The organism is Ornithinibacillus gellani (assembly GCF_003730295.1).
GTDB lineage: Bacteria > Bacillota > Bacilli > Bacillales > Amphibacillaceae > Ornithinibacillus_A > Ornithinibacillus_A gellani.
Genome location: NZ_QTSZ01000008.1, coordinates 1 through 24,568 on the forward strand (window position 1 = coordinate 1; position 24,568 = coordinate 24,568).

Genomic DNA, 24,568 nt, shown 5'->3' on the forward strand with positions numbered 1-24,568 from the left:
TTCATTGTAAGCGTAGATATGATATCTTTCATTAGAGGACCTCTTTCTATAGTTGTTGTTGTCGAAGACTTAACTATACAAAAGAAGGTCCTTTTTTTCATCTGAAATGTCTTTCAACTACTACCGCTCTCCGCTTGCTGCCCTCATTTTTGATGTTAAAGTCTTACGACTTCAACATCAAAAATGAGGTATATGTTCTCCCATAAACATTTTACTCTAACCATGTGTTTCGATGCTTGTTGGTGGATACGCTTAATTAATCAATTACATGGTACATCAAAATCGCTGCCGCAATGCTCGCGTTTAACGATTCTGCGTGGCCTGGAATTGGAATATGGACCCTTTCGCTTGCCTCTTGCTGTAGCAATTGTTGTATTCCTGCACCTTCATTACCGATAAGAATAGCCGTTTTTCCCGCATGCTGTACTTGACGATAGTCTTTTGATTCCTCCAGCACAGCTGCCCATACAGAGAAGCCATCTTCTTTTAAATGTTTTACCGCATCCTGCAATGGTTGATGTAAGACAGGAATATGAAAAATTGATCCTTGTGTAGACCGAATTACTTTATCATTATATAAATCAACCGTTCCCTCTCCTAAAATAACTGCGTCAAAATCCGCAGCATCAGCAGTACGAATCATGGTGCCAACATTTCCCGGATCCTGAATCGCGTCTAATAATAATACGCGGCTCCATTTGTCCACTTTTTCCTGTTTCATTTTAACAAGAGCAGCAATACCCTGAGGTTGTTGTGTTTGGGAAATATGCTGAAACACTTGCTCTGTGACCATATGAGCAGGAATTGATTGATAGAGCGCAGGCAAAATGATATCCTCCCGAACCATCACTTCAATTATTTCCCAATCACTTTTCCATGCTTCTTCCAATAAATGAAATCCTTCGATGAGAAATGTATTTGTTTGTTGACGATATTTCCGTTTATGTAACTTACGCCAAGCCTTTACATGCTCATTTTGTATAGATGTTATCATTTGGTAACCTCAATTCAACTATAGTATGCCTTCATCATACATATTTATAGCAGTTTTGGTCAAACTATCCAAGACACACATTACGATGTAAGGAAAGGGTGAGCCATATGGATTTAAACCTGCGTAAAGCGATTTTAAGCAATATTTCTGAAAATGATGCTTCACAACTAGAAGCAACCATTGTAGATGCCATTCAAAATGGTGAAGAAAAAATGTTGCCAGGACTTGGCTATTTATTTGAACTTATATGGAAGGCATCAGATGAACAAGAAAAAAAGGAAATGGTAGACAATTTAGAACAAGGTGTAAAATCAGCCACTTCCTCCTCGATGTAGAAATAACAATGTGGCCACTTGATCAACTAAAAGTGGTCCCTCCTCTTTCTTCTCCCTCTTATAATCGCTCACAAATATTGTCTTTTATCAATTGTCGAGTTAACAAGATAAAATAATGATTAAGAACTATATAAATAAAGGAAAAGACGATATGCGAATCACTTTTTCCACTCTTTTGGAATATTATACCTATTCCATCATACTTTAGTATTGTATTATTCTCTTGAATTCAAGATATTTTATAGACCATAAGACCCCAAACAGCCAAACAGCCTATGCGCATGAAGTTGACGGTTAATCTGTAAAATGATATAAAATGTATTCATGTGCTTTATTGGGTATAAACTGCTAATGAAGCATCATAGATATGCTTGATGGAGCATTTATGTGAGAGAGGGGAAAATAATATGGTAGAAACACAACAGGGAGAACAACCGCAAAAGAAGAAAAGTAAGCTGATTCCAATTTTACTTGCAGCCATACTTATCATTGGTGGCGGTGCCGCAGCATTTGCATTCTTAAAAAATTTATCACCGAAAGAGGCTTATTTCCAAGCGGAGCAAAAATCCTATGAGCATATTGTCGATACATTCAAAGATCGCTATGAATCAGAGTTGGATTGGGCAGAAAAAACACAGGAAAAACCAACTGAATCCGTGTTGGAATTATCGGCAAATGTATCAGGTATTGACAATATGTCAGGCGGTTTATTCAGCGTAGAACAATTGGTCAACAACTCTAAGCTGGTATTATCATCACAAACAGATTTGGATAAAAAGATTATGTCCTCCAAAGTCGAAGGAAATATTGCTGGTATTGAGCTGGAAAATTTAGATGTTCACTTAACAGCAGATAAATTATTGGTACATTTACCTTTTCTTGATGAAATGATGCAAGTAAAAGGGGAAGACATTGGAAAAATATTAAAATCATTGGATCCATATAGCTTTACCGGAGAAGAATCTGTCGACTTCAATGCTTTTTTTGAAAGTACAGCAGGTCTCTTATCCGAAGAAGATGTAGAGTACTTTAAAAAAGAATATGGTGAAATGGTTTTTAATGAATTACCAGATGATAGCTTTAAAAAAGATTCAGAAACAGTAGCTGTTGATGGAGACTCCATTAAAGCAGACAAGATTACCATGTCACTTTCTGAAGATCAGGTAAAAGATATTTTAACGAAAGTATTCGCAAAGATGGAAAAGGACGAAAAATTAAAAGAAATTATTAAAGAGCAGTTCCAGCTTCAGCAATTTGGGTTTGGTTTACCAATTGCGAATATTCCACCTCAGGTACAGGAAGAAGCTGATTCCTTTATCGAAGAATTTGAAACAGCTATGAAAGAAGCACAAGAAGGTATTAAAGACACACATTTCCCAGACGGAATCAATTCTACGATTTGGGTAAAGGATAAATTAATTGTTAAACGTGACTTCAACCTGAAAATGGGTGTTACAGAAGAATCAGTTGCTGGTGTTCAAATTACTGGAACACAAAAGCTGGATAAAGACAAACAAGTATTTGACTATGACTTTAATGTTACAGATCAATACAATGATGGAAGCATCCATATTTCTGGCGATTTATCATCTAAAGATGGGAAAGCTGAAGATACCATCAAAGTAACAATGGATGAAATTGAAGTTTCTTATCATGGAACAGAAACGGAAAAGAAAGGTAAAAAAGAATTCAATCGTGAATTCTCATTCATGGAATCTGGTATGGGCGGCAAACTCATTTGGAGTGGTGATGCTACTTATGAAAAAGATAACATGAATTCAAATCATAAGTTTGCTATTGACGCAGACGGTATTAGCCAGGATATGTTTTCTCTCAACTTGAAAAAAGACATGAAACTCATCAAGGGTGTTGATGCTCCTAAAGAAGACAACGTAAAAGATTTAGGCGGCATGAATCCAGAAGAACTTAAATCCTACTTTGAGATGGAAGTTGCACCTAAAATGCAGCAATGGTTATTTGGCTCTATGGGTGGCTTCTAATAGCGTAACTTTACGACAGGAAATGGAAGTGTTGCAATGCATTTCATCAAACATACGAGATTATTTATTGCAAACAATTTCAAGCAAATTCGGAGGAAGTGGCTAACACTTCCTTTTCTTTTCGTTTATCCAATTGTAATGACTGCACTTATTGCCATTATACTTATGACCTTCTTCACACCATCCAAACAGGATCCCATTCAGGTTGGTATCGTGGATCAGGATCAATCACAAGAAACTAAAATGATTATGAAAATATTAATAGATTCCGGACAATTTGGTGAGCTTTTTCAAATGGATCAGATGACTGCTTCTGATGCAGAACAAGGGCTTGTCGATGATCAATTAAGTGCTACCATAACCTTCCCCAAAAATTTCACGAGCAATTTATATAATGGGGTATCTGTGGAGCTTCCGGTTGTTGGAAATCCGAACGAACCAATCAATAGTAGACTTGTAAAAGAGATGGTAAACAGTGCCGCCCGGCATATTGGCGCTTCTCAGGCCAATATTTTAACGATTAATTATTATGCCAAGCAAACAAATATGGATGCCGAAACTCGAAATGACATGTTATTTGAACAATTTAAGGATTTTTTGTTTTATACATTATCGAAGGATGAGGCAGCAATTGAACATGAATTATCCAATGCTGTTACTGCCTCCCCTCTTCATTATTATGTTGCCTCTGGCTGGTTTGTTATTACTACAATATGGATGTTACTTTTATACAATATGCTTTATAAGGAAAATACATATCGAATGAAAGAGCGAATGAAATTGTATGGTGTTAATGCACTTCAACAAATTAGCGCAAGAATATTCGTTACCTTCGTTTGTGTGACTATCCTTTCACTGCTATTATTATTTGGTTTGCAACGATTTCTTGGTGTTCCATTTTATTTAGAAGACTGTGCAAGACTAGGCTTGCTTGTATGCTTGTACAATCTTAGTTTACTAGTTATTTTAGCAATTATTGAAGTATTAATTACATCACAAAGATTTCGGTTGCTTGTACAATTTATCGTAGCTGCTTTTTTAATTTTAGCTAGTGGTGCTATCGTTCCAGTGTTATATTTTCCAATAGCACTTCAGCAATGGCTCTCTTATATTTTTTCTTATGAAGCACTGCATTGGATACAAGAAATACTGCTGCATGAAAGATTGTATGCAGACTACATACCACTATCACTTATGCTTGGTGTGTTTATAAGTATATTGGCAGCTGCCTCCCTATGGAAGGAGCTGACTCAAAAATGAAACAAATTATCTATACACGTATGATGCAATGGAAAAAACAATGGCTTGGTATTGTATGCTGGAGTATCATTCCCCTTCTCATTCCAATATGTATCGTATTGGGTACAAGCAACGTTCAAGATGATGCAAAAATACCGATTGGCATCGTGATGGAGGAAAATACATCAACAGCGAATGATTTTTTAGATGAAGTAAAATCTGCTCCTTTTATTCGAGTACAACAATTAGATAAGACAGCTGCGCTACAGCAATTAGAAAAACATGAATTAGATAGTGTATTCATCATTTTAGATGGCTACGAAGAAGAAATTATGCGTGGTAATCGTAATCAGCTAATTGAAGGATATCACTCCGACCTGTCTTTTGCTTATACACCAGTAAAGGAAATGGTCGTTTCAATTGTTCAACAGGATGCTGGAAGATACCGTGCAGTAAAGGTCATACAAGATATCGGTGAAAGGTATCGAGTTCAAGAACAATGGCCAGTGGAAGATATGATTCGAAAAAGCCAAACAATACAAAAAGACGAAAATTTACTTCGCTCCTCTTTTACTTATTTAGGGGAAGCGGATTCCATGGAGAGCGGAGAATTAGTAAGCTGGAATGTTTGGGGATTATGGTCCATAGCGGCTTTACTGGCAACATTTTTCTTATTTGATTGGATCATCAAAGAAAGAACTTCCGGTGTAGGCCCTCGATTTGCTTTCTTTCGTATGTCACATCGGGCTTATTTAATAGGTAATATGTTTATTTATACGATATTTTTAGGATGGATGAATCTACTCACGATGGTGGTATATCATTATGTCCTTCACGAAGCTTTGTCTATTCATTTATTTATTGTATTATTTACATTTCAACTAACCTGTATCATGACCGCATTTTTGCTTGCAACTTGTTTCAAAAATGCATATGCATATTTTGGTTTAGCTTTTGCTATTACGTTCATGATTGCTGTCATTAGTGGTGCCATTCTACCTATTGATGGGATTACAGGCGGATTGCCTTGGTTGGAAAAATGGAATCCAGTACAATCTGTTATGAATGGAGAAATTCATTATGCCAGCTTCATACTATTGGCAATCGGAATAGCAATCTGGTATGCGGGAAAGGAGAGATTGCATGCTAACAGTTGATCATATTAGTAAAACATATGGAAAGCATCTCATACTAAATGACATTACATTTCAAGCTTCCCCAGGTGAAATCATAGGGCTTGTTGGTGAAAATGGTGCTGGAAAATCGACATTACTGCGTATTTTAGCAACCATCAACAAGCCAACCAAGGGCAGTTTTACACTGAATCATCTCTCCCCCACTACACAAAAAAAACAAATCCGCCAACATATTGGTTTTGTCCCCCAGGATATTGCGATATGGGATCATTTCACGGTGGAAGAAAATATGGTTTTTTTTGAAAAGCTTACTTGGGGGAAGAAAAAGAACAAATCTGCTTTACAAGCAATTTGTAAAGACATGGAATTGGACAAGTGGAAGGAAAAAGTATCCACCCTATCTGGTGGCATGAAGCGAAAACTCAATCTTGCAATCAGCCTTATTCATGATCCGACGCTTATTTTGCTTGATGAACCAACTGTAGGTATTGATCTGCGTTCGAGAACTGAAATTGGCAATTATTTACGTAAACTTGCAACAGAAAATGATAAAATTATTATCTATACCTCACACGATATGGATGAGATTAGGCATATATGTGATCGTATTATTTGTATTGGGGAAGATCCATTTTATTATAATCTACTGAAACAAACAGACAAAGAGATTATCGCATTTTAATCATTACCTATTGCCTATTTTCCATTATGTAGTAAAATAGTCCTTATAGGTGGTGTTGAACGTGGAAATTCGTGATTTTCAAATGCAAATACAAAATCAGGCTATGTCTATCATGATGTCAAAAGGTGATTCTTTATCCTATACATCTCCCATCATGGACATCGCATTCAGACAAATTTTACAGGATAAAATCAATCAAGCATCCGTAATGAATAAACAGTTACAGCAAATAGATATAGACCGCAGTCAGGGCACAAACACTGTTCATGCCTATTCTGCATTGCCGTTCATGGAACATGCACCTGGTGTCAATCGTACAAGCAGATCCAACACCATTGCACCTGCTGCATTTCAATCCATAGTGGATTCTGTCGCTCAGAAATATAATTTAGACCCGAAGCTCATTCATTCAGTTATTAAAATGGAATCGAATTACAATCCTAATGCTAAAAGTCATGCAGGCGCACAAGGCTTGATGCAACTTATGCCAGCTACTGCCAGAGGGCTTGGTGTTATGAATCCATATGATCCAGCTCAAAATATTGAAGGTGGAGCTAAATACTTAAGTCAAATGCTTAAAAAATATAATGGTAATATAGAACTCGCACTTGCTGCGTATAATGCAGGTCCGGGAAATGTCGATAAATATCAAGGTATTCCGCCTTTTAAAGAAACACAGAACTATGTAAGAAAAGTAATGAACACTTATTTAGCATAAAATAACAAAAATAAGGAAGGAGCAGGTTTCCAAACCCGCTCCTTTTTCATGTCATCTATTTAAGCTAAAATTAATTGCTGTACAGTTTCACGGTCTAATTTTTTAATCGTTTCGACAATTAGCTTGACAGCATTTTCAAAATCATCACGATGTAAGATTGCAGCATGTGAATGAATATAACGTGTTGCAATGGTGATTGATAACGAAGGTACGCCATTTGCTGTCAAATGGATAGATCCTGAATCTGTTCCACCACCAGGAACCGTTGAATATTGAAATGGGATTTGATGCTCTTCGGCAGTTTGTACAACTAGGTCACGCACACCTTTATGAGAAATCATCGATGCATCGTATAAAATTAACTGAGGTCCATCGCCTAACTTGCTATCAGCTTCCTGTTCAGTAATACCTGGTGTGTCTCCCGCAATACCAACGTCTACTCCAAAACCTATGTCTGGTTGAATAAGCTGTGCAGACGTTCGTGCACCACGTAATCCAACTTCCTCTTGAATCGTTCCCACACCATATACAATGTTTGGATGTTCAACATCTTTTAATTGTTTTAGTACTTCAATCGCAATAGCACAGCCAATTCGATTATCCCATGCCTTAGCAAGCAGCATTTTTTCATTTTTTAATGGTGTGAATTCAAAATACGGAACAACTGAATTGCCGGGCTTCACACCGAATTCTAATGCTTCTTCTTTACTGGAGGCTCCAATGTCAATGAACATATCTTTAATATCAACAGGTTTTTTACGTGCTTCTGGTGAAAGGATATGTGGTGGCTTCGATCCGATTACACCTGTTACATCCCCTTTATCTGTCACAATGGTAACGCGTTGTGCCAGCATAACTTGACTCCACCAGCCACCAATCGTTTGAAAATATAGGAATCCCTTATCATCGATGCGGGTAACCATAAATCCAACCTCATCTAAGTGGCCCGCTACCATTACTTTTGGACCATCTTGCTTCCCAGTTTTTTTAGCAATCAAGCTACCAAGATTATCCGTATATACTTCATCCGCATAATCTTTTATATAACCTTCCATAACATCTCTGGCTTCTTTTTCGTTACCAGAAATTGCTTTCGCATCTGTTAAATCCTTTAACATGGTTAATGTTGCATCCAATTTTGTCATAAGCAATTTTTCCTCCCTTATTATGTAACACTACTTATTCTTTTTACCATAAAATGCTTATCTAAACAAGCTTTTGGTCTATTTAGACTATTTTCCCGAAGAGCCAAAACCCCCTGCTTCACGTGCTGATCCAGATAATGTATTTGCCTGAATTAAATCAATCTGAAGCACAGGTGCAATGACCATTTGAGCTATCCGCATATGCTTCTCTATCGCGAAATCTACTGTACCATGATTGATTAAGATAATTTTTATTTCGCCACGGTATCCTTCATCTATTGTTCCTGGGCTATTTAATACCGTAATGGAATGCTTTAGTGCTAAGCCACTCCTCGGACGTATTTGTGCTTCAGTTCCTGCTGGCAACTCTATTTGTATACCCGTTCTAATTAACGTGGCTTGTCCAGCTGGAATTGTTTTAGTTTCAATTGAAAATAAATCGAGGCCAGCATCTCCAGGATTGGCACGATATGGCATTTTTGCATCTTCATGAATGAATTGAACTTTTACATCCTTCATTAACAACCCTCTTCTTCATCTCTCGCAACTTTAGCTCACGATAAACACGATAATGATATCAACTGTTGCGGTTTTTTATTCATTGTACCATTATTTTTTAAAATGTGTGAAACCTATTTGTATCTTAAACCGTATGGTAAGGTAATGCGATTTCAAAAATGCTTGTTTGGGGAGACGGATGGTTATGATGGTAGTTGTTTTATTTCGGATACTGATTATTATATCGTTGATTTTAATAGCGTATACATGCTTTCAATACTTTCGTAATCCAGGAAGACGTTTAAATCTGGCAAAGACGACAAATGAATTCTTTTTTTTAGATGAGCCCAACAGCAGTATGAAAAATATTCAATTTGTGTACAAGGGATGTTCCTTTGAAGGTGAGAAATACCTGGGGACAACGGAAGAAGCGTTTGAAGTCGTTGATATTCATATCGTTGTCCATAATCCAATGGAGCTTCAGGGTTTAACAAGAGAAGATTTATACTTTTTAGAACAAGAGATTCTCATTCGATATCCTTATGCGACCGTTAAATGGAAGCATCCCATTAGCAAGCTTTTGTTAACAGATGATCATTAACATCCTGGAATACTATTTCACTTCCATGATTAAATGCTTAGTAGAACATGCTCCAAAACGATGCAAGTAATCCACTCATACATTTGAATGTATAAGTGGATTTTTGCATCAATGCCGAGCGTTGTTTTACTACCAGGTTATATCCAGTTCAGGCTCTTACGTGCTAACTTGAAAAAATTCCTTCCATTTGATAATACTTTCTTTTTTACGAAATAAATAAATACAAACACATAATAAACAAAGAAATAATGATAGCATAATCGGGGATAAATTGGTCAATTGCTGGCCCACTGAGGTATAAATAAATGCAACTGGAATATTCGTTACAATAGAGGATTTTGTATAATCCTTAAAATTAGAGGAAATTTCTATTAAACAAAGGGATAGTAAATGAAAATGAATAAATGGAACGAGACGCAGCATTGAAATTTGTGATGCAGTCAGCTCCATTTTCTTTCCAAATAATCTTTTTCTTACATTTGTAAGCTTATGAAACGTTTTAGGTGTTCTTTGCAAGACAATATAAAAGAGAAGACTCGACAGGGTAATACCTATAATAGAGTATATCGTTCCAGCTAAGGCTCCAAACAACATTCCCCCCGAAATACAAATAAATACGACAGGAAGAAAGAATAGTGGACGCAGCAAATGAAAACTAATAAATAAGATTGGTGCCAGCAAACCGCCGTTCTCCACAAATGTAAAGATGTAACTGCCCAATAATTCCATTTTTCGCCTCCTTGTCAATCATGATGTCTACATTCACTGCTATGTATATGACAAGAGACGAGCCTTTATGACAAGTATATGTATAGGAAGATTGCTACTTCAATCATTCCAAGCAATGGAACCCCAATCACAAAACTACGATGCTTTGTTTTATGCCGGAATACATACATACCACAAAACACGCCCCATACACCACCACAGCAAGCGATGATCCAGAGTGTTCGCTCCCTTATTCGATATTTCTTTTTTCTTGCCCTTCTTTTATCCATCATCATGATAAAAAACCCTATGATGTTCATTGCTACAAGATAATTCATGAGTATCGCCGATGTATTCATGATGAAATTCCCCCAACATATAGAAAGACCAAATTAGCAAGCATTACTAATTTGGTCTTATCGTCATTATTTTAATGCAGCTTTTGCTTGTTCAGCAAGCTGTGCAAATGCTTTTTCATCATGCACTGCAAGATCAGAAAGCATTTTACGGTTCATTTCAATACCTGCAAGCTTCAAACCATGCATTAGCTTGTTGTAGGAAAGATCATTCATACGTGCTGCTGCATTGATACGTGTAATCCATAGTTTGCGGAATTCACGCTTTCTTTGCTTTCTATCACGGTATGCATATTGACCTGATTTCATTACCTGCTGTTTTGCTGTTTTAAATAAAGTTCTTTTGGAACCATAATAACCTTTAGCCAGTTTAAGAACGCGTTTACGACGTCTGCGCGTAACTGTACCACCTTTAACACGTGCCATTGAAATTACCTCCTAATACAAATTGTTTCATTGTATTTCTAAATTTTAGTATCGGCTTCCCAGCTTATGGAAGCATGTTTTTAATACGTCTGAAATCACCGCTGGAAACCATTCCAGATTTACGCAACTTGCGCTTTTGTTTTTGTGATTTATTTGCAAACATGTGGCTTGTATAAGCGTGTCCACGTTTTAGTTTACCTGTACCAGTTCTTTTGAAACGTTTTTGAGAACCTTTATGGGTCTTCATTTTAGCCATATTGATTTCCTCCTTGTAAGCCTGAAATAAATAACAGTACACTTATTACTTTTCAACAATTGGAGCAAGCATCATAAACATATTACGACCTTCCATTTTTGGTCTGGATTCTACCGTTGCAATGTCTTTCACTTCGTCCGCTAACCGGTCTAATACTTCTTGACCAAGTCCCTTATGCGTAATTGCTCGACCACGGAAACGGACAGATGCCTTTACTTTATCTCCATTTTCGATGAACTTTCTGGCGTTTCTCAACTTTGTGTTAAAGTCATGATCGCCAATTCCTGGTGTAAATCGTACTTCTTTCACGTTAATAATCCGCTGTTTTTTACGAGCTTCTTTTTCTTTCTTCTGCTGTTCATAGCGGAATTTTCCGTAATCCATAATACGACCTACTGGTGGTTTCGCATTTGGTGCAACCAATACGAGGTCTAAATTTCTCGTTTGTGCAATATCCAATGCCTCTTGTCGAGACTTCACACCAAGCTGATCACCGTTTGAGTCAATAAGACGCACTTCCCTTGCACGAATCTTTTCATTGACATTCATATCCTTGCTAATAGCCAGCCACCTCCGAAATATTTTCTTACTGATCTTAATGACAAGCAATCCTGCTGTACGAATGAACCATCAATCCACAACATGCTTAGAAAATCGGTTGTCACCCTAGTTTCAGCGACAGCCTTCATTGCGCGTATGTAGTAAGAAGTGTTTATACTTCTTTACTACCAAAAAAAATGTGAGCGCACGAGTGCACCCACATATCACGTCTTATGATAAGTAATTCAAAAGATGTTTTAAAACCAGCCAACTGCATGAACGCGTTGAACAGGTGAGAAGCGGGTGCTTCTTCTTGTCACAGATCATATTCATTTTCAACTTTTTAAATATAGCATGTGTTTCAAATGCTGTCAACCATTTCTTTAATGTATATTAATTCGTACACATACTATTATAGCATATAAAGGTGTAAGACGAAAGGACATACAATATGAGGCTGGGTATACCAGCCTCAATAATTCAATGCTTTATTTTTTTTTCGTTTTAATCTCATCTTGAATCAGCGATACAAAATCTGCAAAAGGTAACGTTTCCGATTTCTGTTGGCCATAGCGTCTAACGTTAACTGTGTTATCGTTTATCTCTTGATCTCCTAATACGAGGGAGAATGGTACTTTTTCCGTTTGAGCTTCACGTATTTTATAGCCTATTTTTTCATCACGATCATCTATATTCACGCGGATTCCTTCTTCTCTTAATGCATCTACAATCTGATTTGCATAATCCTGGTGAATCTTTGGTGATACAGGAATTACTTTAACTTGTACAGGTGCAAGCCACACCGGGAAGGCTCCCTTATATTCTTCAAGTAGATATGCAACGAACCGCTCCATTGTTCCAACAATTCCACGGTGGATAACAACAGGACGATGTTCCTTGCCATCTTCCCCTACATAGGTTAATTCGAATTTTTCCGCAGCTTGATAATCTAGCTGTACAGTGGACAATGTCTCATCATGCCCAAGTGCAGTTTTCACTTGGACATCCAGCTTCGGACCGTAGAATGCTGCTTCACCAATTGCTTCTACATAAGAGAGACCCATTTCATCTAATGTTTCTTTTAAAGTGGACTGCGCTACATCCCACATCTCATCATCATCGATATATTTTTCTTTATCGTCAGGATCACGGTAAGACAATCGGAAATAGAAATCATGGATACCAAAATCTTTATATACCCTTTGGATTAATTCCACTGCTCTTACAAATTCCTGTTTCAATTGATCAGGTCTTGCAAAAATATGCGCATCATTTAATGTCATCGCGCGTACACGTTGTAATCCTGCTAATGCACCAGACATTTCATAACGGTGCATGGTGCCTAGTTCAGCAATGCGAACTGGTAAATTACGATAGCTGTATAATTGATTTTTATATACCATCATATGATGCGGGCAGTTCATTGGACGCAGCACCAATGATTCATTATCCATTTTCATTTCAGGAAACATGTCATCCTTATAATGATCCAAATGACCACTCGTTTTGTATAAATCTATACTACCCAGTACAGGCGTATATACATGATCGTAGCCAAGTCTTTCTTCAATATCCACAATATAGCGCTCGATAATGCGACGAATTGTTGCTCCTTTCGGTAACCATAGTGGTAAACCTTGACCAACCTTTTGCGACACCGTGAAAATTCCGAGCTCTTTGCCAAGCTTGCGATGGTCTCGCTCTTTACGCTCCTGAAGTAATTTTAAATAGTCATCGACCTGACTTTTCTTTTCAAATGCAGTTCCGTAAATACGTTGTAGCTGTTGATTATTACTATCTCCTCGCCAATAAGCTCCAGAAATGCTTAATAATTTGAATGCCTTTATTTTACTAGTGGAAGGTACATGGACGCCACGACATAAATCAAAAAATTCACCTTGTTTATAAATGGTTACTTGCTCATCTTCAGGGATTGCATCAATCAATTCTAACTTGAGATGATCGCCAATGTCACGGAACATTTGTTTTGCTTCTTCACGTGATACCGCTATACGTTCAATATCAAGATTTTCATCGATGATACGCTGCATTTCCTTCTCAATCTTAGGCAAGTCTTCAGGTGTAATTTTATGCTCCATTTCCATGTCATAATAAAATCCTTCCTCAATGACTGGACCTACGCCAAACTGAACATCCTTGTACAAGCGTTTAACAGCCTGAGCCAATAAATGTGCAGTGGAGTGCCGCATAATCGCAATCCCTTCCGGCTGTTTATAGGTGATAATTTCAATCTTCCCACCATGTGAAAGTGGTGTTCTTAGATCCACTTCCTTGCCGTCCAATTTGATAGCCAAAGCTTGTTTTCGCAAGCCTGGTGAAATGGACTGAGCAATCTCTTCACCGGTTGTTCCATTTGGAAACCCTTTACTTGCTCCATCTGGAAACTCAATTTGAATATCTGCCATCTGATAACACTCCTTCTATTCATTCGTTTTATTTTTCTCAAACCAGCGGTATTTACTTCACTTTGGGAGCACTACCATTGTCCGAAAGTGATTCGACATATTAAAAAACGCCCATCCCTCTGCTGTTTAAGCAAAGGGACGAGCGTTGGTCACGTGGTTCCACCCTATTTTCCGCATCCATCAATAACGGATCTCAAATCCATAACGCGGATGAGACGCTGCTTTTTACTTCGTTTCGAAAGCAGGGTTCCAAGGTGGTAATTATTCGTTGTGCTGAGGAAGCTTTCACCGGGAACTTCCCTCTCTAAACAGCACGGTTTGACAAATAATCATGTCCTTGTCAGTACCTATAGTTTGTAAAAATAATATAAGTAATATTATAAATCAAATTTTTAATAATGCAAGCTTCTGCTACACTTTTCGATAATTAGGAAACGGAAATTGATTCAATGATTGAAAGGATACCCGTTCTTGGAAGATATTTATGATGGTTAAAGTTTTGGGTTCTGAGGGATTATCCCCATAAATCTTAATTTGATTTGGAGCCATTGCCACTAATGGAGCTAGATTCATTTCACTGCTATCCAATCCAACCATATAGAGCGGTTCTTGTTGCATAAGCATGCGCAATTCCATATTACTAAACCGTTTCCCACTTGACTTAAAGAAGGCAAATGGATCACCTTGCAAGATATGAATAACAGGAAAACCAGATTTCTTTTTCTCAATATATTCTCTCAACATATTGATGAATGTTTGATGATCTTCTTCTCTTTTAAATTCATCAATAGCAAGTCCTACATAATGTATCAATTGATCCTTTACTACTCCTAGTCTAAACTTCACAATGGAATCAAAATGAATGGTTTCCATCTGTTTTACATGATCCAAAAAAATATGAAATAATTGCTGCAATGGTTTTATTTCTGTTTCCGGAACCATTGTTGTTGGCGCATCATTCTTTAGTAGCCAGTGTGTCAGCTCTAAGATCCGTTCCATCTCATCTTCATTCGTATAGTAATAACAATTTGAAATAATCTCCTCAAGCATCGGTGTTAACCGATTGACTTCGAATACATCTGCCATGGCTGTCGCAGCATGATCTTGCTTTGAGCCTGTACTCCATTCACCTGTAATTTGAATACGATTCCCCCAATCTTCATTTGTTTTCCAATTTAATTCTATTCTTTTGCTATAACTAAATAAATACTCACAAAAACCAATTGCTTCAGCATCAGATTCAAAATATACCTCCAGCAAACAACATCACCCTTATCCCAAACAAACTGATACATTATATGGACAAAAAGTATAAAAAATGTGTATTCGCAGGAAAGTAATCACTTTGTGGAAATACGACAAAATATGATTGTGGATGTAAAATTTGAAAATCATAAAATAAAAAACTGTGCCTCATAAAAAAAAGCACAGTTTTGTATGCATTCATTAATCATTTTCTCTTCGATTACTTCCTTCTACAGAAACTTCACGGCTAACTTGTTTAATTCGTTCTATAATTCTCCCTGCTTTGACCTGCTCTACGCCGTCTTTAGTCGATGCAAGCTGACTTTCTAATTGATTCAACGTGTAGTTGGAAGTGAAAAACACAGGCAAACCTTCCATCATACGATATTGCAGGATGGAACCTAATATCTCATCGCGGAACCATGCAGATTGTAACTCCGCACCGATATCATCCAGCATAAGGACATCTGCCTTTTTAAAGAATTCTACTTTCTCATTAATGGAATCATCCTTCAAAGAACCGCGAATTTCCCGAACCATTTCTGGCATATAAATAAGCATGGAGGAGATATTAGCTTTTTTTAATTCATTTGCCAGCGCACCAAGTAGATACGTCTTTCCGACACCGAATTTCCCATGTAGATAAAGTCCTTTACGTGGTAGCCCTGATTTTAATTGTTTTAAAAAGTTAATTAGCGCCTGAATTGCAGTTCCTCTTTCCGAGCCATCGATATCTTGAATGCTTGCCTGTAAAATATCTTTCGGCATATATAAACTTTGTATCAGCTTTTGCTGCTGCTGTTCTTTTTCATATGCAATCCGCGTATGGCACTTCTCATAAGACAAATGAATTTCCCCGCCTACTACTTGAAGAATCGGTGAATAGCCCTTCAGCATATTAGGACAATCTTGCAACGATTTGCAACGGTCACATTGTTTAGATTGTGTCTTATATTCATATAGTTTAATAAGACTTCGATTGATTTCTTTATCGCTAATTTGTGGGTGATGGAGTAAAAATTCTTTGATATCTGGATCCTGTAGAACTTCCGCTTTTATTTTTGCATAATTTTCTTGGAAATTCTTATTTTCCGCCAACCACTTTTGTAAAGTTGATTGTACCGGTTTCATGCACTTCACCCCTGAAAATGATTATTGTTATTTTTTGCGAATTCTTGTAGTGCCGCTGCAATTTCTGCTTGTTCTTTTTCAAAGTCTATTGTCTCTTGTGAAGGAATCACCTGGTCTTTTTTATCACGATTTTTAAACCAGTCCGGAATAACTTCGGGTGCTTTTTGTTTATAATTTCGATAGGTAGATGTTTTCGTTCGTTGTTGTTTTTGGTATTTGTTTTTTTCCATTTTCGCAAACTCCATGGCTTCTTTAGCCGTTTGTAGATTTGCTCTCGACCAGTGACTAGCGATTTTTTCTAAATACGCCTTTGACAATTTCATATTGGATTGCAATAAAACATAATGAATTAACACATTCATTACCGGAGAAGGTAGACCCTGGGAGGTCATCACCTCTCGTATGACCTTCATATCCTGTTCAGATGCTTGATTACCACTTGATAAATCTGCTAGTAATTGCCGTGGAGAAATGACTTCCAGCTGTTGAATGAGCTGTTCTTCTTTTGTACTTTCCTTTTCAATTATTGGCTTTTCGTCTGACAGATTAATTTGTTTTCTATTGAGTTTCACCACTGATTGGCCATGTTTGGACTGGAATAAATGGTGACAGGCCTCTTTAAATTCATCCACATCTAATTTATTTTCATCCGTAAGTGCCCAGAGAATGGTTTTTTCTACTTCATGGGTAGCCAAATGATATATAGACATCATTTGCGTAATAATTCGACGGTTTTCCTTTGTTAAGACAGACTGTGTTGGAATCATACGTTGTTTCAGCATTTGTTCCATCCAGCTAAAATCAATTTGTTCGACTACAGGACCTTGATTCTTACTATAATGAGCAATAGAAGAAACCTGTTCCATTGTAGGGTGTATCGTCGTAAAAACATCATTAAAGGCTGCGGTAATATTTTCACCTTGCTGAGGCAATTGATCCGTTTCAAATAATTCTCGTACCAATTTATATCGATCTTTACCTAGATGATGAAATAATAACTGTGATAACATCGCATCATTCAGGAAACCAGTTGGCGAAAATGGTGGCTTTATTTCATACGTAAATAGCCGCTTCCCGTCTAGGTCTTTTTCATACGTGTTCAATAATCCAATTGCCTCAAGCTTAACCCGCGCCTCATATAGTTCATCCAAGGGAAGATATAAATAATTCATTAAAGTATGGTGGGTTTGAATCTTATCCCCTTGTAATTCCAGTTCATGTAACAAGGTTTGATATAGCATAATTGCTTGAGAACCAATCAACGGTTGGTATAAATGAGTCAGGGACTTTATATAATGTACTGGTAAACTCCCTTTTAAACACACAGCATATCCATCTACTGGCAATATTTTTCCAATCCGTCTCATCACATTCATCCTTTACCCTTCGGAGTGTTGTAAAATAAAATGAGCCTGACATTACGGCTCATCTAGAATTCTTTTTGCTGTCCTGATTTTCAGAATCAATTAAGTCTTTCAGTTCATCTAGAAACACACTAATATCTTTAAACTGTCGATATACTGAGGCGAAACGAACATAGGCTACTTCATCTACCTCAGACAGGCGTTTCATTACCAATTCCCCTATTTCCTTACTATCAATTTCAGACACACCACTATTTCTTATTTCTCTCTCCACTTCCATTGCCAAGGTTTCCATCGTTTCAATCGAAACAGGTCGCTTCTCACAGGATTTAATCAAACCACGGATTAATTTTTCCCGACTAAATTCCTGTCTTGCACCGTCTTTTTTTACAACAATTAATGGTACTTCTTCAATTCTTTCAAACGTAGTAAAACGAAAACCACAACGTTCACATTCTCTTCTTCTTCTAATTGAACGGCCTTCCTCTATCGGTCTTGAGTCAAGCACCTTTGTACTTTTACATTGACAATTGGAACATCTCATGGAATTCAACCCCATTCCTGCGTTAAAGCTTAACGTTTATCCAAAACTTGTAAATCTCGTCCAACTAACTCATATAAATGATGAATGACTTTTGTGCTGTAACCAAAATCAAAAGGTATGATGGATTCTGTTGTAACAGAAAAATCTATAGCCGTTTGATATGGCCGAACCATAATGACAGTTGCAACAATAAAAGCCTTTTTTCCTTTTTTTATTGTTACGCTAATTTCACCATGTTCCTTGGATACTGCGTTCAAGTTATATTTCTCCGAGCGTTCGAATAAGCTAATTAAACTTTCCATTGCTTTATCTTTTGTTGTTTTATAATATTTTGTTTGTAAAGTTTTATTCCAATGCTCATCTCTAGATTCAGCATGGTTATTAAAGTTTTTTTGTACAAAATGACGAAAAGACATTCTCTCAACTCCATCAATTGATTCAACTATGTATTTTCTATATATGTTTCCTAATTGTATATTATTCTATCATGTTTTTTGTCAAATCCATAATATATTTGCGGACTTTGACGAATAAGGAAGGATTTTACTTCATTTTTAATACTTTATTTCAATTGGATACAAATGAATGAAAAGTTTTCATGTTCATGAGAAATTATCATCATTGAGTTGAGTCTGGGATACACCCAATGAAACACAACAAAAGGAGCTTCAGTAAATTAATTTTTACTGGAACTCCTTTACATTTTTCTGATCAGCCTCGTCGCTTCATCCATCTACTCCGCGTTCCACGAGCCTGCCTCGGCATATTAAATTAAAAGTTTAATTCACATACTTTATATTAAGATATTTTGGCTTGTTCTTGATGAATGTGATTACCTATATACTTTGTCAAATCTACAACTCTTGCGGAGTATCCCCATTCATTATCGTACCATGCAAGAACTTTAATTTTTGTCTCATCCATTACCATTGTTGACAATCCATCTATAATTGCAGAAAAAACGGTTGTGGTGTAATCAATGGATACAAGTGGGTCTTCACTATAAGATAGAATGCCCTTCATCTGATTCGCTGCTGCTTTTCGAAAGGCCTCATTCACTTGTTTTACTGTGACGGGCTGTTTAACATCAATTACCAAGTCAACCAAGGAAACATTAGGAGTTGGTACCCGTAATGCCATACCATGCAGCTTTCCCTGTAAATGTGGCATTACTTCTGCTAGTGCTTTTGCAGCTCCGGTTGATGTTGGAATAATGGATTGTGTACAGCCTCTAGCTCTTCGTAAATCCTTATGTGGATTGTCCAAATTCTTCTGATCATTGGTAAAGGCATGAACGGTCGTCATCAGACCATTTTCAACCGTAAAAGCATCATCTAAAACTTTTACAACAGGTGCTAAACAGTTTGTCGTACAAGAGGCATTCGAGACAATAACATCGTGATGGTCATCATAGTTATCTTCATTAACACCCATTACAATGGTTTGATCAACTTGTTTTCCAGGAGCTGTGATAATTACCTTTTTAGCACCAGCATCAATATGGGCCATAGCTGCATCTTTTGAATTAAACTTACCAGTAGCTTCAATTACGATATCAATATCATATTTTTTCCATGGAAGTAAATGTGGTTCTCTTGAATTAACAATATCTACTTTCCTACCATTCACTTCCAAGCCTTTTGAAAGCGCTTTAATTTCACCGTTAAAAACACCATGAACACTATCATACTTGATCAAATGGGCCAATGTTTCCGCTGGATAGCTTGCATTGATTGCCACAACCTCCAATTGATTGTCTAATGCTGCTTGGCGAAATACCATTCGACCAATTCTACCAAATCCATTAATAGCAATTCGGGTTTTTCTCATTCGTAGTCCTCCTAATGTGTTATACTCTTACAACGAATTTCTGATTATAGTATAACACAATGAAAAAAGAATTGTATCTGAAATTTGATAATTAAATAAGATTATGTTTTCTGAATTAATGGACGAGCAAGATACGAAAAATCCAGTATACTAAGAACTGTACACTGGATTTATAAAATAATTTAGTTTCAATGATTTACTTCCCATTGTTTCAATAAATGAAGCAACTGTGTTTTCGTTTCGTTTATTGTACCGTCATTTTGTAGTACTGCATCCGCTAGTTTTACTTTATCCTGCAATGGCATTTGTGCGTTTATTCGATTCTTGGCTTCTTCCTCTGTAAATCCATTTCGTTCCTGAAGCCGCTGTAATTGCACAGATTCCGTTACTGCAACTACAACTATCCGATCTACAAAATGCGTCAACTTACTTTCAAATAGTAGAGGAATGTCCAGTACAACACATGGCACTCCTTGTTGCACGCATTGGTCACGTTGTTCGAGCATTCGTTTTCTAACGGCTGGATGGACAATTTCATTCAGCTGTTTTCGTTTTTCTTCATTTGTAAAAATAACATCACCAAGCTTTTTACGATTAATATTTTTTTGATCATCAGCTAATATATCTGTTCCAAACTGTTGTAAAATAGCTTCGTACGCATCTTCACCCGGTTCAACCACTTCCCGAGCTATAACATCAGCATCAATAACTGGAATGTTCAATTCCTTAAACATTGCCGCCACTGTACTCTTTCCACTGGCAATTCCACCGGTAAGACCGATAATCAATGTCACGTTCATCACTCCTGGGTTACATATCTATCCTATTCGGACTACTGTTTTTGGCAGCCTGGACAAACATGTGTCCCTCTACCGCCAACTTTCATCTTAATAATTGTCCTGCCACAATTTTTACAGGCTGTATTTTCCTGCGCATACACATTAAGCTCTTGTTGAAACATACCCATCTCCCCTTGCCCATTGACATAGGAGCGAATCGTCGTTCCACCTTGTTTAACAGCATCCTTAAGTGTAGCAATCGCTTGTTTACGAATAGCAGCTATTTCTGCCTTGGTAAGCTTATTTGCATTTTTCAACGGATGGACACCTGCTTTAAATAATGTTTCATCTACATAAATATTTCCAAGTCCGGCGACCACTGTCTGATCAAGCAAAACAGCTTTAATCACTCGATTGGTTCGTTTTATCTTTTCCGAAAAGTAATCTATAGTAAATTCAGGATCAAATGGATCTGGCCCTAAATGATTCAATGGCTTTTCCTGGAAGAGCTGATTCTTTTCCAATACATGCATCGTGCCAAATTTCCGAACGTCATTGTATCTCAGCTCCTCACCTGTGGATAAAGCAAAGATTACATGCGTATGCTTGGGTATAGCTTCTACTTTTGGATGGACACTATATTTTCCTTCCATTCTAAGATGTGATACTAAATAATAATCATCTAATTCAAATAGTAAAAACTTTCCTTTACGTTTTATATCATGAATTGTTTGTCCATGTAACAGTAATTTGAATGCTTCTACATCATCAGGTTGCTTAATGATTTTTGGCCAAAAAACCTGTACATTTTCTATCGTTTTTCCGACAACAAATCGCTTTAACGTATGACGTATCGTTTCTACCTCTGGTAATTCCGGCATGCTTTCTTTTCCCCTTACTTTGCGTCAAACCAGCTTTCACCATATGCATAATCTACTTTTAATGGCACATTTAAATCTACTGTATGTTCCATAATTGCTGGGACGATTTCTTTTAATTGTTCTATTTCTTCTTTCGGCGCTTCTAAAATTAATTCATCATGCACTTGTAATAAAATTCTTGCCTCAAGCTTTTCTTCTTTTAGTTTTGCATCAAGATCAATCATTGCCTTTTTGATGATATCTGCAGCACTGCCTTGGATCGGTGTATTCATCGCTGTACGCTCTGCAAAACTACGCAAGTTAAAGTTCCTGCTCGTAATATCTGGCAAGTATCGTCTTCGATTCATCAAGGTCGTGACAAAGCCTTTATGCTTTGCTTCTTGAACAATGTCATCCATGTACTGTTTTACACCAGGATAACTATTAAAATAGCGTTCAATAAACTGCTTCGCTTCCTTCCGTGTAATTCCAAGATTTTGGGATAGACCATAATCACTAATTCCATATACAATTCCAAAGTTTACTGCCTTTGCTGCTCGTCGCATCTGTCCATCTACAGCATCTTTTTCAACATGGAATACATCCATTGCTGTTTTCGTATGAATATCTTCATCCTCTTTAAATGCCGTGACAAGCTTCTCATCATTAGCAATGTGAGCCAGTACACGAAGCTCGATTTGAGAATAATCAGCAGCAAACATTACCCATCCTGGTTCTGAAGGAATGAATGCCTGTCGAATTTTTCTTCCTTCTTCCAAACGGATTGGAATATTTTGCAGGTTGGGATCTATTGAGCTTAAACGTCCTGTTTGTGTCAAAGCTTGATTAAAGCGAGTGTGGATTTTTCCCGTTTCTTTATCAATCACTTTCAGTAGCCCTTCAATATAGGTTGATTGTAGTTTTCCCAACTGACGATACAATAAAATCTTCGGGATAATTGGATGCTCCTTCTCAAGCTGTTCCAATACATCTGCTGCGGTGGAATAGCCTGTTTTTGTTTTCTTTATAACAGGAAGCCCCAACTTCTCAAATAAAATTGGTCCAAGCTGTTTTGGTGAATTCAAATTAAACTCTTCTCCAGCTAACTCGTACACATCTTTTTGAATTTGAGCGAGTCGTGTTTTCAGATCATCTCCCATGGCATGGAGTTTTTCTGCATCGACTAAAACACCTTGATGCTCCATTACTCCCAATATTTGTGCCAATGGCATTTCAAGTTCCTTCAGTAATGCCGCTTGTTCATTATCTTGTAATTCCTCTTCTAACCGATCTGATAGTTGTAATAGGAGTAATGTTTTCCTTGCAATATGTTCTGCAAGTATAGCCTGTTCTGGCACCTTCCGTTTTGCACCTTTTCCATAAACTTCTTCATCATAAAGCGCCTGTTCCCCACCATGTCGCTTTGCAATTGCCGGAATGCTGTGATTATTATCGGCTGGATTCAATAAATACGATGCAAGCAATAAATCAAATACGACACCATTTAATTCAATTCCTTGATTCAACAAGCTAACCGATGCCTGTTTCGCATCAAACACCCGTTTACGTTTATGCGCGTCTGCTGCCCATTCACGAAATAGTGTAGAGCCTGTAGCAACATCTGTTGGAATGAAATAGGTCTTTTTGCCGTCTGATAAACCAATTCCTTCAATCGGAGCTTGATGATAATTATCTGTTAGCATTTCAATAAAAAGTGCCCCTTCTTCCGGCAGCATGTCCGCAGTAATTTCATCTACAACACGAAACGATATTTCCGATAATTCTTCATTCATCGCATCGATATCACCCGCATCATCGGCTATGCGATTCAGCAGTGATTGGAAGCCAAGATCTTTTAAAATTGTGCTTACTTTCTGATCCTCATAGCCAGAAAATGTAAGGTCTTCCAGGCCAATTTGAATTGGGGATTCACAATTGATCGTTGCCAATTCCTTACTCATAAATGCATCATCTTTATAAGTTTCCAGATTCTCTTTTAGTTTTTTACCGCTAATATCTTCCACATGTGCATATACTTCATTTAATGTTTTATACTGTTTAAGTAATTTAATGGCCGTCTTTTCCCCGATACCAGGCACGCCAGGAATATTATCGGAGCTATCTCCCATTAATGCCTTCATATCAATGATTTGATCTGGATTGATTTCCATTTTGGATTGCAAATATGCTGGTGTGTAAGCTTCGATTTCACTTATTCCTTTTTTGGTAACGTGAACTGTGACATGATCAGTAACGAGCTGCAGCAAATCCTTGTCACCTGAAATGACGGTAATATCCCATTTCTTTTCGTCTCCTTGTTTTGCTAACGTACCAATAATATCATCTGCTTCATATTGATCCAGTTCGTAGCGTGAAATATCAAATGCATCTAAAAGCTCCCGTACAAGCGGAAACTGTTCTGATAATTCTGGTGGTGTTTTTTGTCTTCCGCCTTTATAATCCTGATAAGTCTTGTGACGAAAGGTTGTTTTACCTGCATCAAATGCCACGAGCATATGGGTTGGCTTTTCCTCCTCTAAAATCCGCAATAACATAGTAGTAAAGCCATAAACTGCATTCGTGAATACACCCTTATCATTATTTAATAAAGGTAATGCAAAAAATGCCCGGTATATAATACTATTACCATCGATTAATACCAACTTTTGTTTAGACAATGAATCGTCCTCCCTATTCATCAAGCTTCTTATATTTTAGCATGATTTATACCTAGATGACATGGCAAGCAACTCTT

The 24,568-nt window shown here is 37.2% G+C and carries 25 protein-coding genes and 1 other annotated feature; of the genes, 7 read left to right on the top strand and 18 right to left on the bottom strand.

Features of this window, described 5'->3' with window-relative positions; translation table 11 throughout:
- Window positions 1–256: 256 nt before the first annotated feature.
- Entirely contained in the window at window positions 257–994 is a 738-nt protein-coding gene (locus DX933_RS01985) for a TrmH family RNA methyltransferase (protein ID WP_123314807.1), read from the bottom strand.
- A gap of 107 nt (window positions 995–1,101) precedes the next feature.
- Here DX933_RS01985 and sspI point away from each other — a divergent pair, with 107 nt between their 5' ends.
- The 6 genes from sspI (at window position 1,102) to DX933_RS02015 (ending at window position 7,104) form a co-directional block, all read left to right on the top strand.
- Window positions 1,102–1,329 (top strand): small acid-soluble spore protein SspI, encoded by a 228-nt coding sequence (gene sspI / locus DX933_RS01990; RefSeq protein ID WP_123314808.1) that lies wholly within the window; start codon window positions 1,102–1,104, stop codon window positions 1,327–1,329.
- Window positions 1,330–1,736: 407 nt separating this feature from the next.
- Complete coding sequence (locus DX933_RS01995) at window positions 1,737–3,329, top strand: flagellar basal body-associated FliL family protein (protein WP_123314809.1); 1,593 nt, start codon at window positions 1,737–1,739, stop codon at window positions 3,327–3,329.
- 36 nt (window positions 3,330–3,365) lie between these two features.
- Window positions 3,366–4,589, top strand: a complete 1,224-nt coding sequence (locus tag DX933_RS02000; RefSeq protein ID WP_123314810.1) for an ABC transporter permease — start codon at window positions 3,366–3,368, stop codon at window positions 4,587–4,589.
- Window positions 4,586–5,725 (top strand): ABC transporter permease, encoded by a 1,140-nt coding sequence (locus DX933_RS02005; RefSeq protein ID WP_190279379.1) that lies wholly within the window; start codon window positions 4,586–4,588, stop codon window positions 5,723–5,725. Before DX933_RS02000 ends, DX933_RS02005 begins: the two co-directional genes overlap by 4 nt.
- The gene (locus DX933_RS02010; RefSeq protein WP_123314880.1) at window positions 5,712–6,386 is read left to right on the top strand and encodes an ABC transporter ATP-binding protein; all 675 of its coding nucleotides are present in this window, start codon (window positions 5,712–5,714) and stop codon (window positions 6,384–6,386) included. Before DX933_RS02005 ends, DX933_RS02010 begins: the two co-directional genes overlap by 14 nt.
- Before the next feature lie 61 nt (window positions 6,387–6,447).
- The gene (locus tag DX933_RS02015; RefSeq protein WP_317843064.1) at window positions 6,448–7,104 is read left to right on the top strand and encodes a lytic transglycosylase domain-containing protein; all 657 of its coding nucleotides are present in this window, start codon (window positions 6,448–6,450) and stop codon (window positions 7,102–7,104) included.
- Between the two features lie 59 nt (window positions 7,105–7,163).
- On the opposite strand, the gene DX933_RS02020 is transcribed toward DX933_RS02015, so the two are convergent.
- Together DX933_RS02020 and dut are read right to left on the bottom strand one after the other, a co-directional pair.
- The gene (locus tag DX933_RS02020; protein WP_123314812.1) at window positions 7,164–8,249 is read right to left on the bottom strand and encodes a M42 family metallopeptidase; all 1,086 of its coding nucleotides are present in this window, start codon (window positions 8,247–8,249) and stop codon (window positions 7,164–7,166) included.
- 87 nt (window positions 8,250–8,336) lie between these two features.
- On the bottom strand, window positions 8,337–8,768 hold the full coding sequence (gene dut, locus DX933_RS02025; protein ID WP_123314813.1) for a dUTP diphosphatase: 432 nt from the start codon (window positions 8,766–8,768) through the stop codon (window positions 8,337–8,339).
- 184 nt (window positions 8,769–8,952) lie between these two features.
- Between dut and DX933_RS02030 the strand changes: the two genes are divergently transcribed.
- Entirely contained in the window at window positions 8,953–9,348 is a 396-nt protein-coding gene (locus tag DX933_RS02030) for a sigma-w pathway protein ysdB (RefSeq protein ID WP_317843065.1), read from the top strand.
- Between the two features lie 156 nt (window positions 9,349–9,504).
- On the opposite strand, the gene DX933_RS02035 is transcribed toward DX933_RS02030, so the two are convergent.
- The 15 genes from DX933_RS02035 to polA form a co-directional block, all read right to left on the bottom strand.
- Window positions 9,505–10,077: a TVP38/TMEM64 family protein gene (locus DX933_RS02035; protein WP_123314814.1), complete on the bottom strand. Its 573-nt coding sequence runs from the start codon at window positions 10,075–10,077 to the stop codon at window positions 9,505–9,507.
- A gap of 65 nt (window positions 10,078–10,142) precedes the next feature.
- Complete coding sequence (locus tag DX933_RS02040; protein WP_123314815.1) at window positions 10,143–10,415, bottom strand: DUF1294 domain-containing protein; 273 nt, start codon at window positions 10,413–10,415, stop codon at window positions 10,143–10,145.
- 66 nt (window positions 10,416–10,481) lie between these two features.
- Window positions 10,482–10,838: a 50S ribosomal protein L20 gene (rplT, locus tag DX933_RS02045; RefSeq protein WP_123314816.1), complete on the bottom strand. Its 357-nt coding sequence runs from the start codon at window positions 10,836–10,838 to the stop codon at window positions 10,482–10,484.
- A gap of 64 nt (window positions 10,839–10,902) precedes the next feature.
- Window positions 10,903–11,094 carry a 50S ribosomal protein L35 gene (gene rpmI, locus DX933_RS02050; RefSeq protein ID WP_123314817.1) on the bottom strand — a complete coding sequence of 64 codons (192 nt, stop codon included), beginning with the start codon at window positions 11,092–11,094 and terminating at the stop codon, window positions 10,903–10,905.
- Window positions 11,095–11,139: 45 nt separating this feature from the next.
- Window positions 11,140–11,643, bottom strand: coding sequence for a translation initiation factor IF-3 (gene infC, locus DX933_RS02055; RefSeq protein ID WP_123314818.1), 504 nt, complete (start codon window positions 11,641–11,643; stop codon window positions 11,140–11,142).
- Between the two features lie 176 nt (window positions 11,644–11,819).
- Window positions 11,820–11,955: a sequence feature (ribosomal protein L20 leader region), on the bottom strand.
- 167 nt (window positions 11,956–12,122) lie between these two features.
- Window positions 12,123–14,060 (bottom strand): threonine--tRNA ligase, encoded by a 1,938-nt coding sequence (gene thrS / locus DX933_RS02060; RefSeq protein ID WP_123314819.1) that lies wholly within the window; start codon window positions 14,058–14,060, stop codon window positions 12,123–12,125.
- A 411-nt stretch (window positions 14,061–14,471) separates the two neighbouring features.
- Window positions 14,472–15,320 carry a sporulation protein YtxC gene (ytxC, locus tag DX933_RS02065; protein WP_123314820.1) on the bottom strand — a complete coding sequence of 283 codons (849 nt, stop codon included), beginning with the start codon at window positions 15,318–15,320 and terminating at the stop codon, window positions 14,472–14,474.
- Between the two features lie 186 nt (window positions 15,321–15,506).
- A complete protein-coding gene (gene dnaI, locus DX933_RS02070) occupies window positions 15,507–16,436 on the bottom strand; it encodes a primosomal protein DnaI (RefSeq protein WP_123314821.1) in 930 nt (309 codons plus the stop codon).
- Between the two features lie 5 nt (window positions 16,437–16,441).
- A complete protein-coding gene (locus DX933_RS02075) occupies window positions 16,442–17,803 on the bottom strand; it encodes a replication initiation and membrane attachment family protein (protein ID WP_123314822.1) in 1,362 nt (453 codons plus the stop codon).
- Between the two features lie 58 nt (window positions 17,804–17,861).
- Window positions 17,862–18,344, bottom strand: a complete 483-nt coding sequence (gene nrdR, locus DX933_RS02080; RefSeq protein ID WP_123314823.1) for a transcriptional regulator NrdR — start codon at window positions 18,342–18,344, stop codon at window positions 17,862–17,864.
- A gap of 29 nt (window positions 18,345–18,373) precedes the next feature.
- Window positions 18,374–18,760, bottom strand: coding sequence for a cytosolic protein (locus DX933_RS02085; RefSeq protein ID WP_123314824.1), 387 nt, complete (start codon window positions 18,758–18,760; stop codon window positions 18,374–18,376).
- A 382-nt stretch (window positions 18,761–19,142) separates the two neighbouring features.
- Window positions 19,143–20,174: a glyceraldehyde-3-phosphate dehydrogenase gene (locus tag DX933_RS02090; RefSeq protein WP_123314825.1), complete on the bottom strand. Its 1,032-nt coding sequence runs from the start codon at window positions 20,172–20,174 to the stop codon at window positions 19,143–19,145.
- Between the two features lie 188 nt (window positions 20,175–20,362).
- Window positions 20,363–20,968, bottom strand: coding sequence for a dephospho-CoA kinase (gene coaE / locus DX933_RS02095; protein WP_123314826.1), 606 nt, complete (start codon window positions 20,966–20,968; stop codon window positions 20,363–20,365).
- A gap of 38 nt (window positions 20,969–21,006) precedes the next feature.
- On the bottom strand, window positions 21,007–21,834 hold the full coding sequence (gene mutM, locus DX933_RS02100; RefSeq protein WP_123314827.1) for a DNA-formamidopyrimidine glycosylase: 828 nt from the start codon (window positions 21,832–21,834) through the stop codon (window positions 21,007–21,009).
- Window positions 21,835–21,848: 14 nt separating this feature from the next.
- Window positions 21,849–24,491 carry a DNA polymerase I gene (gene polA / locus DX933_RS02105; protein ID WP_223805845.1) on the bottom strand — a complete coding sequence of 881 codons (2,643 nt, stop codon included), beginning with the start codon at window positions 24,489–24,491 and terminating at the stop codon, window positions 21,849–21,851.
- Between the last annotated feature and the right edge of the window lie 77 nt (window positions 24,492–24,568).

What these genes read in the sequence shown, in the direction of transcription:
- DX933_RS01985 (WP_123314807.1), bottom strand. Translation starts at nt 994, where the DNA reads ATGATAACATCTATACAAAATGAGCATGTAAAGGCTTGGCGTAAGTTA.
- sspI (WP_123314808.1), top strand. Translation starts at nt 1,102, where the DNA reads ATGGATTTAAACCTGCGTAAAGCGATTTTAAGCAATATTTCTGAAAAT.
- DX933_RS01995 (WP_123314809.1), top strand. Translation starts at nt 1,737, where the DNA reads ATGGTAGAAACACAACAGGGAGAACAACCGCAAAAGAAGAAAAGTAAG.
- DX933_RS02000 (WP_123314810.1), top strand. Translation starts at nt 3,366, where the DNA reads ATGCATTTCATCAAACATACGAGATTATTTATTGCAAACAATTTCAAG.
- DX933_RS02005 (WP_190279379.1), top strand. Translation starts at nt 4,586, where the DNA reads ATGAAACAAATTATCTATACACGTATGATGCAATGGAAAAAACAATGG.
- DX933_RS02010 (WP_123314880.1), top strand. Translation starts at nt 5,712, where the DNA reads ATGCTAACAGTTGATCATATTAGTAAAACATATGGAAAGCATCTCATA.
- DX933_RS02020 (WP_123314812.1), bottom strand. Translation starts at nt 8,249, where the DNA reads ATGACAAAATTGGATGCAACATTAACCATGTTAAAGGATTTAACAGAT.
- dut (WP_123314813.1), bottom strand. Translation starts at nt 8,768, where the DNA reads ATGAAGGATGTAAAAGTTCAATTCATTCATGAAGATGCAAAAATGCCA.
- DX933_RS02030 (WP_317843065.1), top strand. Translation starts at nt 8,953, where the DNA reads ATGATGGTAGTTGTTTTATTTCGGATACTGATTATTATATCGTTGATT.
- DX933_RS02035 (WP_123314814.1), bottom strand. Translation starts at nt 10,077, where the DNA reads ATGGAATTATTGGGCAGTTACATCTTTACATTTGTGGAGAACGGCGGT.
- DX933_RS02040 (WP_123314815.1), bottom strand. Translation starts at nt 10,415, where the DNA reads ATGAATACATCGGCGATACTCATGAATTATCTTGTAGCAATGAACATC.
- rplT (WP_123314816.1), bottom strand. Translation starts at nt 10,838, where the DNA reads ATGGCACGTGTTAAAGGTGGTACAGTTACGCGCAGACGTCGTAAACGC.
- rpmI (WP_123314817.1), bottom strand. Translation starts at nt 11,094, where the DNA reads ATGGCTAAAATGAAGACCCATAAAGGTTCTCAAAAACGTTTCAAAAGA.
- infC (WP_123314818.1), bottom strand. Translation starts at nt 11,643, where the DNA reads ATGAATGTCAATGAAAAGATTCGTGCAAGGGAAGTGCGTCTTATTGAC.
- thrS (WP_123314819.1), bottom strand. Translation starts at nt 14,060, where the DNA reads ATGGCAGATATTCAAATTGAGTTTCCAGATGGAGCAAGTAAAGGGTTT.
- dnaI (WP_123314821.1), bottom strand. Translation starts at nt 16,436, where the DNA reads ATGAAACCGGTACAATCAACTTTACAAAAGTGGTTGGCGGAAAATAAG.
- DX933_RS02075 (WP_123314822.1), bottom strand. Translation starts at nt 17,803, where the DNA reads ATGAGACGGATTGGAAAAATATTGCCAGTAGATGGATATGCTGTGTGT.
- nrdR (WP_123314823.1), bottom strand. Translation starts at nt 18,344, where the DNA reads ATGAGATGTTCCAATTGTCAATGTAAAAGTACAAAGGTGCTTGACTCA.
- DX933_RS02085 (WP_123314824.1), bottom strand. Translation starts at nt 18,760, where the DNA reads ATGTCTTTTCGTCATTTTGTACAAAAAAACTTTAATAACCATGCTGAA.
- DX933_RS02090 (WP_123314825.1), bottom strand. Translation starts at nt 20,174, where the DNA reads ATGAGAAAAACCCGAATTGCTATTAATGGATTTGGTAGAATTGGTCGA.
- mutM (WP_123314827.1), bottom strand. Translation starts at nt 21,834, where the DNA reads ATGCCGGAATTACCAGAGGTAGAAACGATACGTCATACGTTAAAGCGA.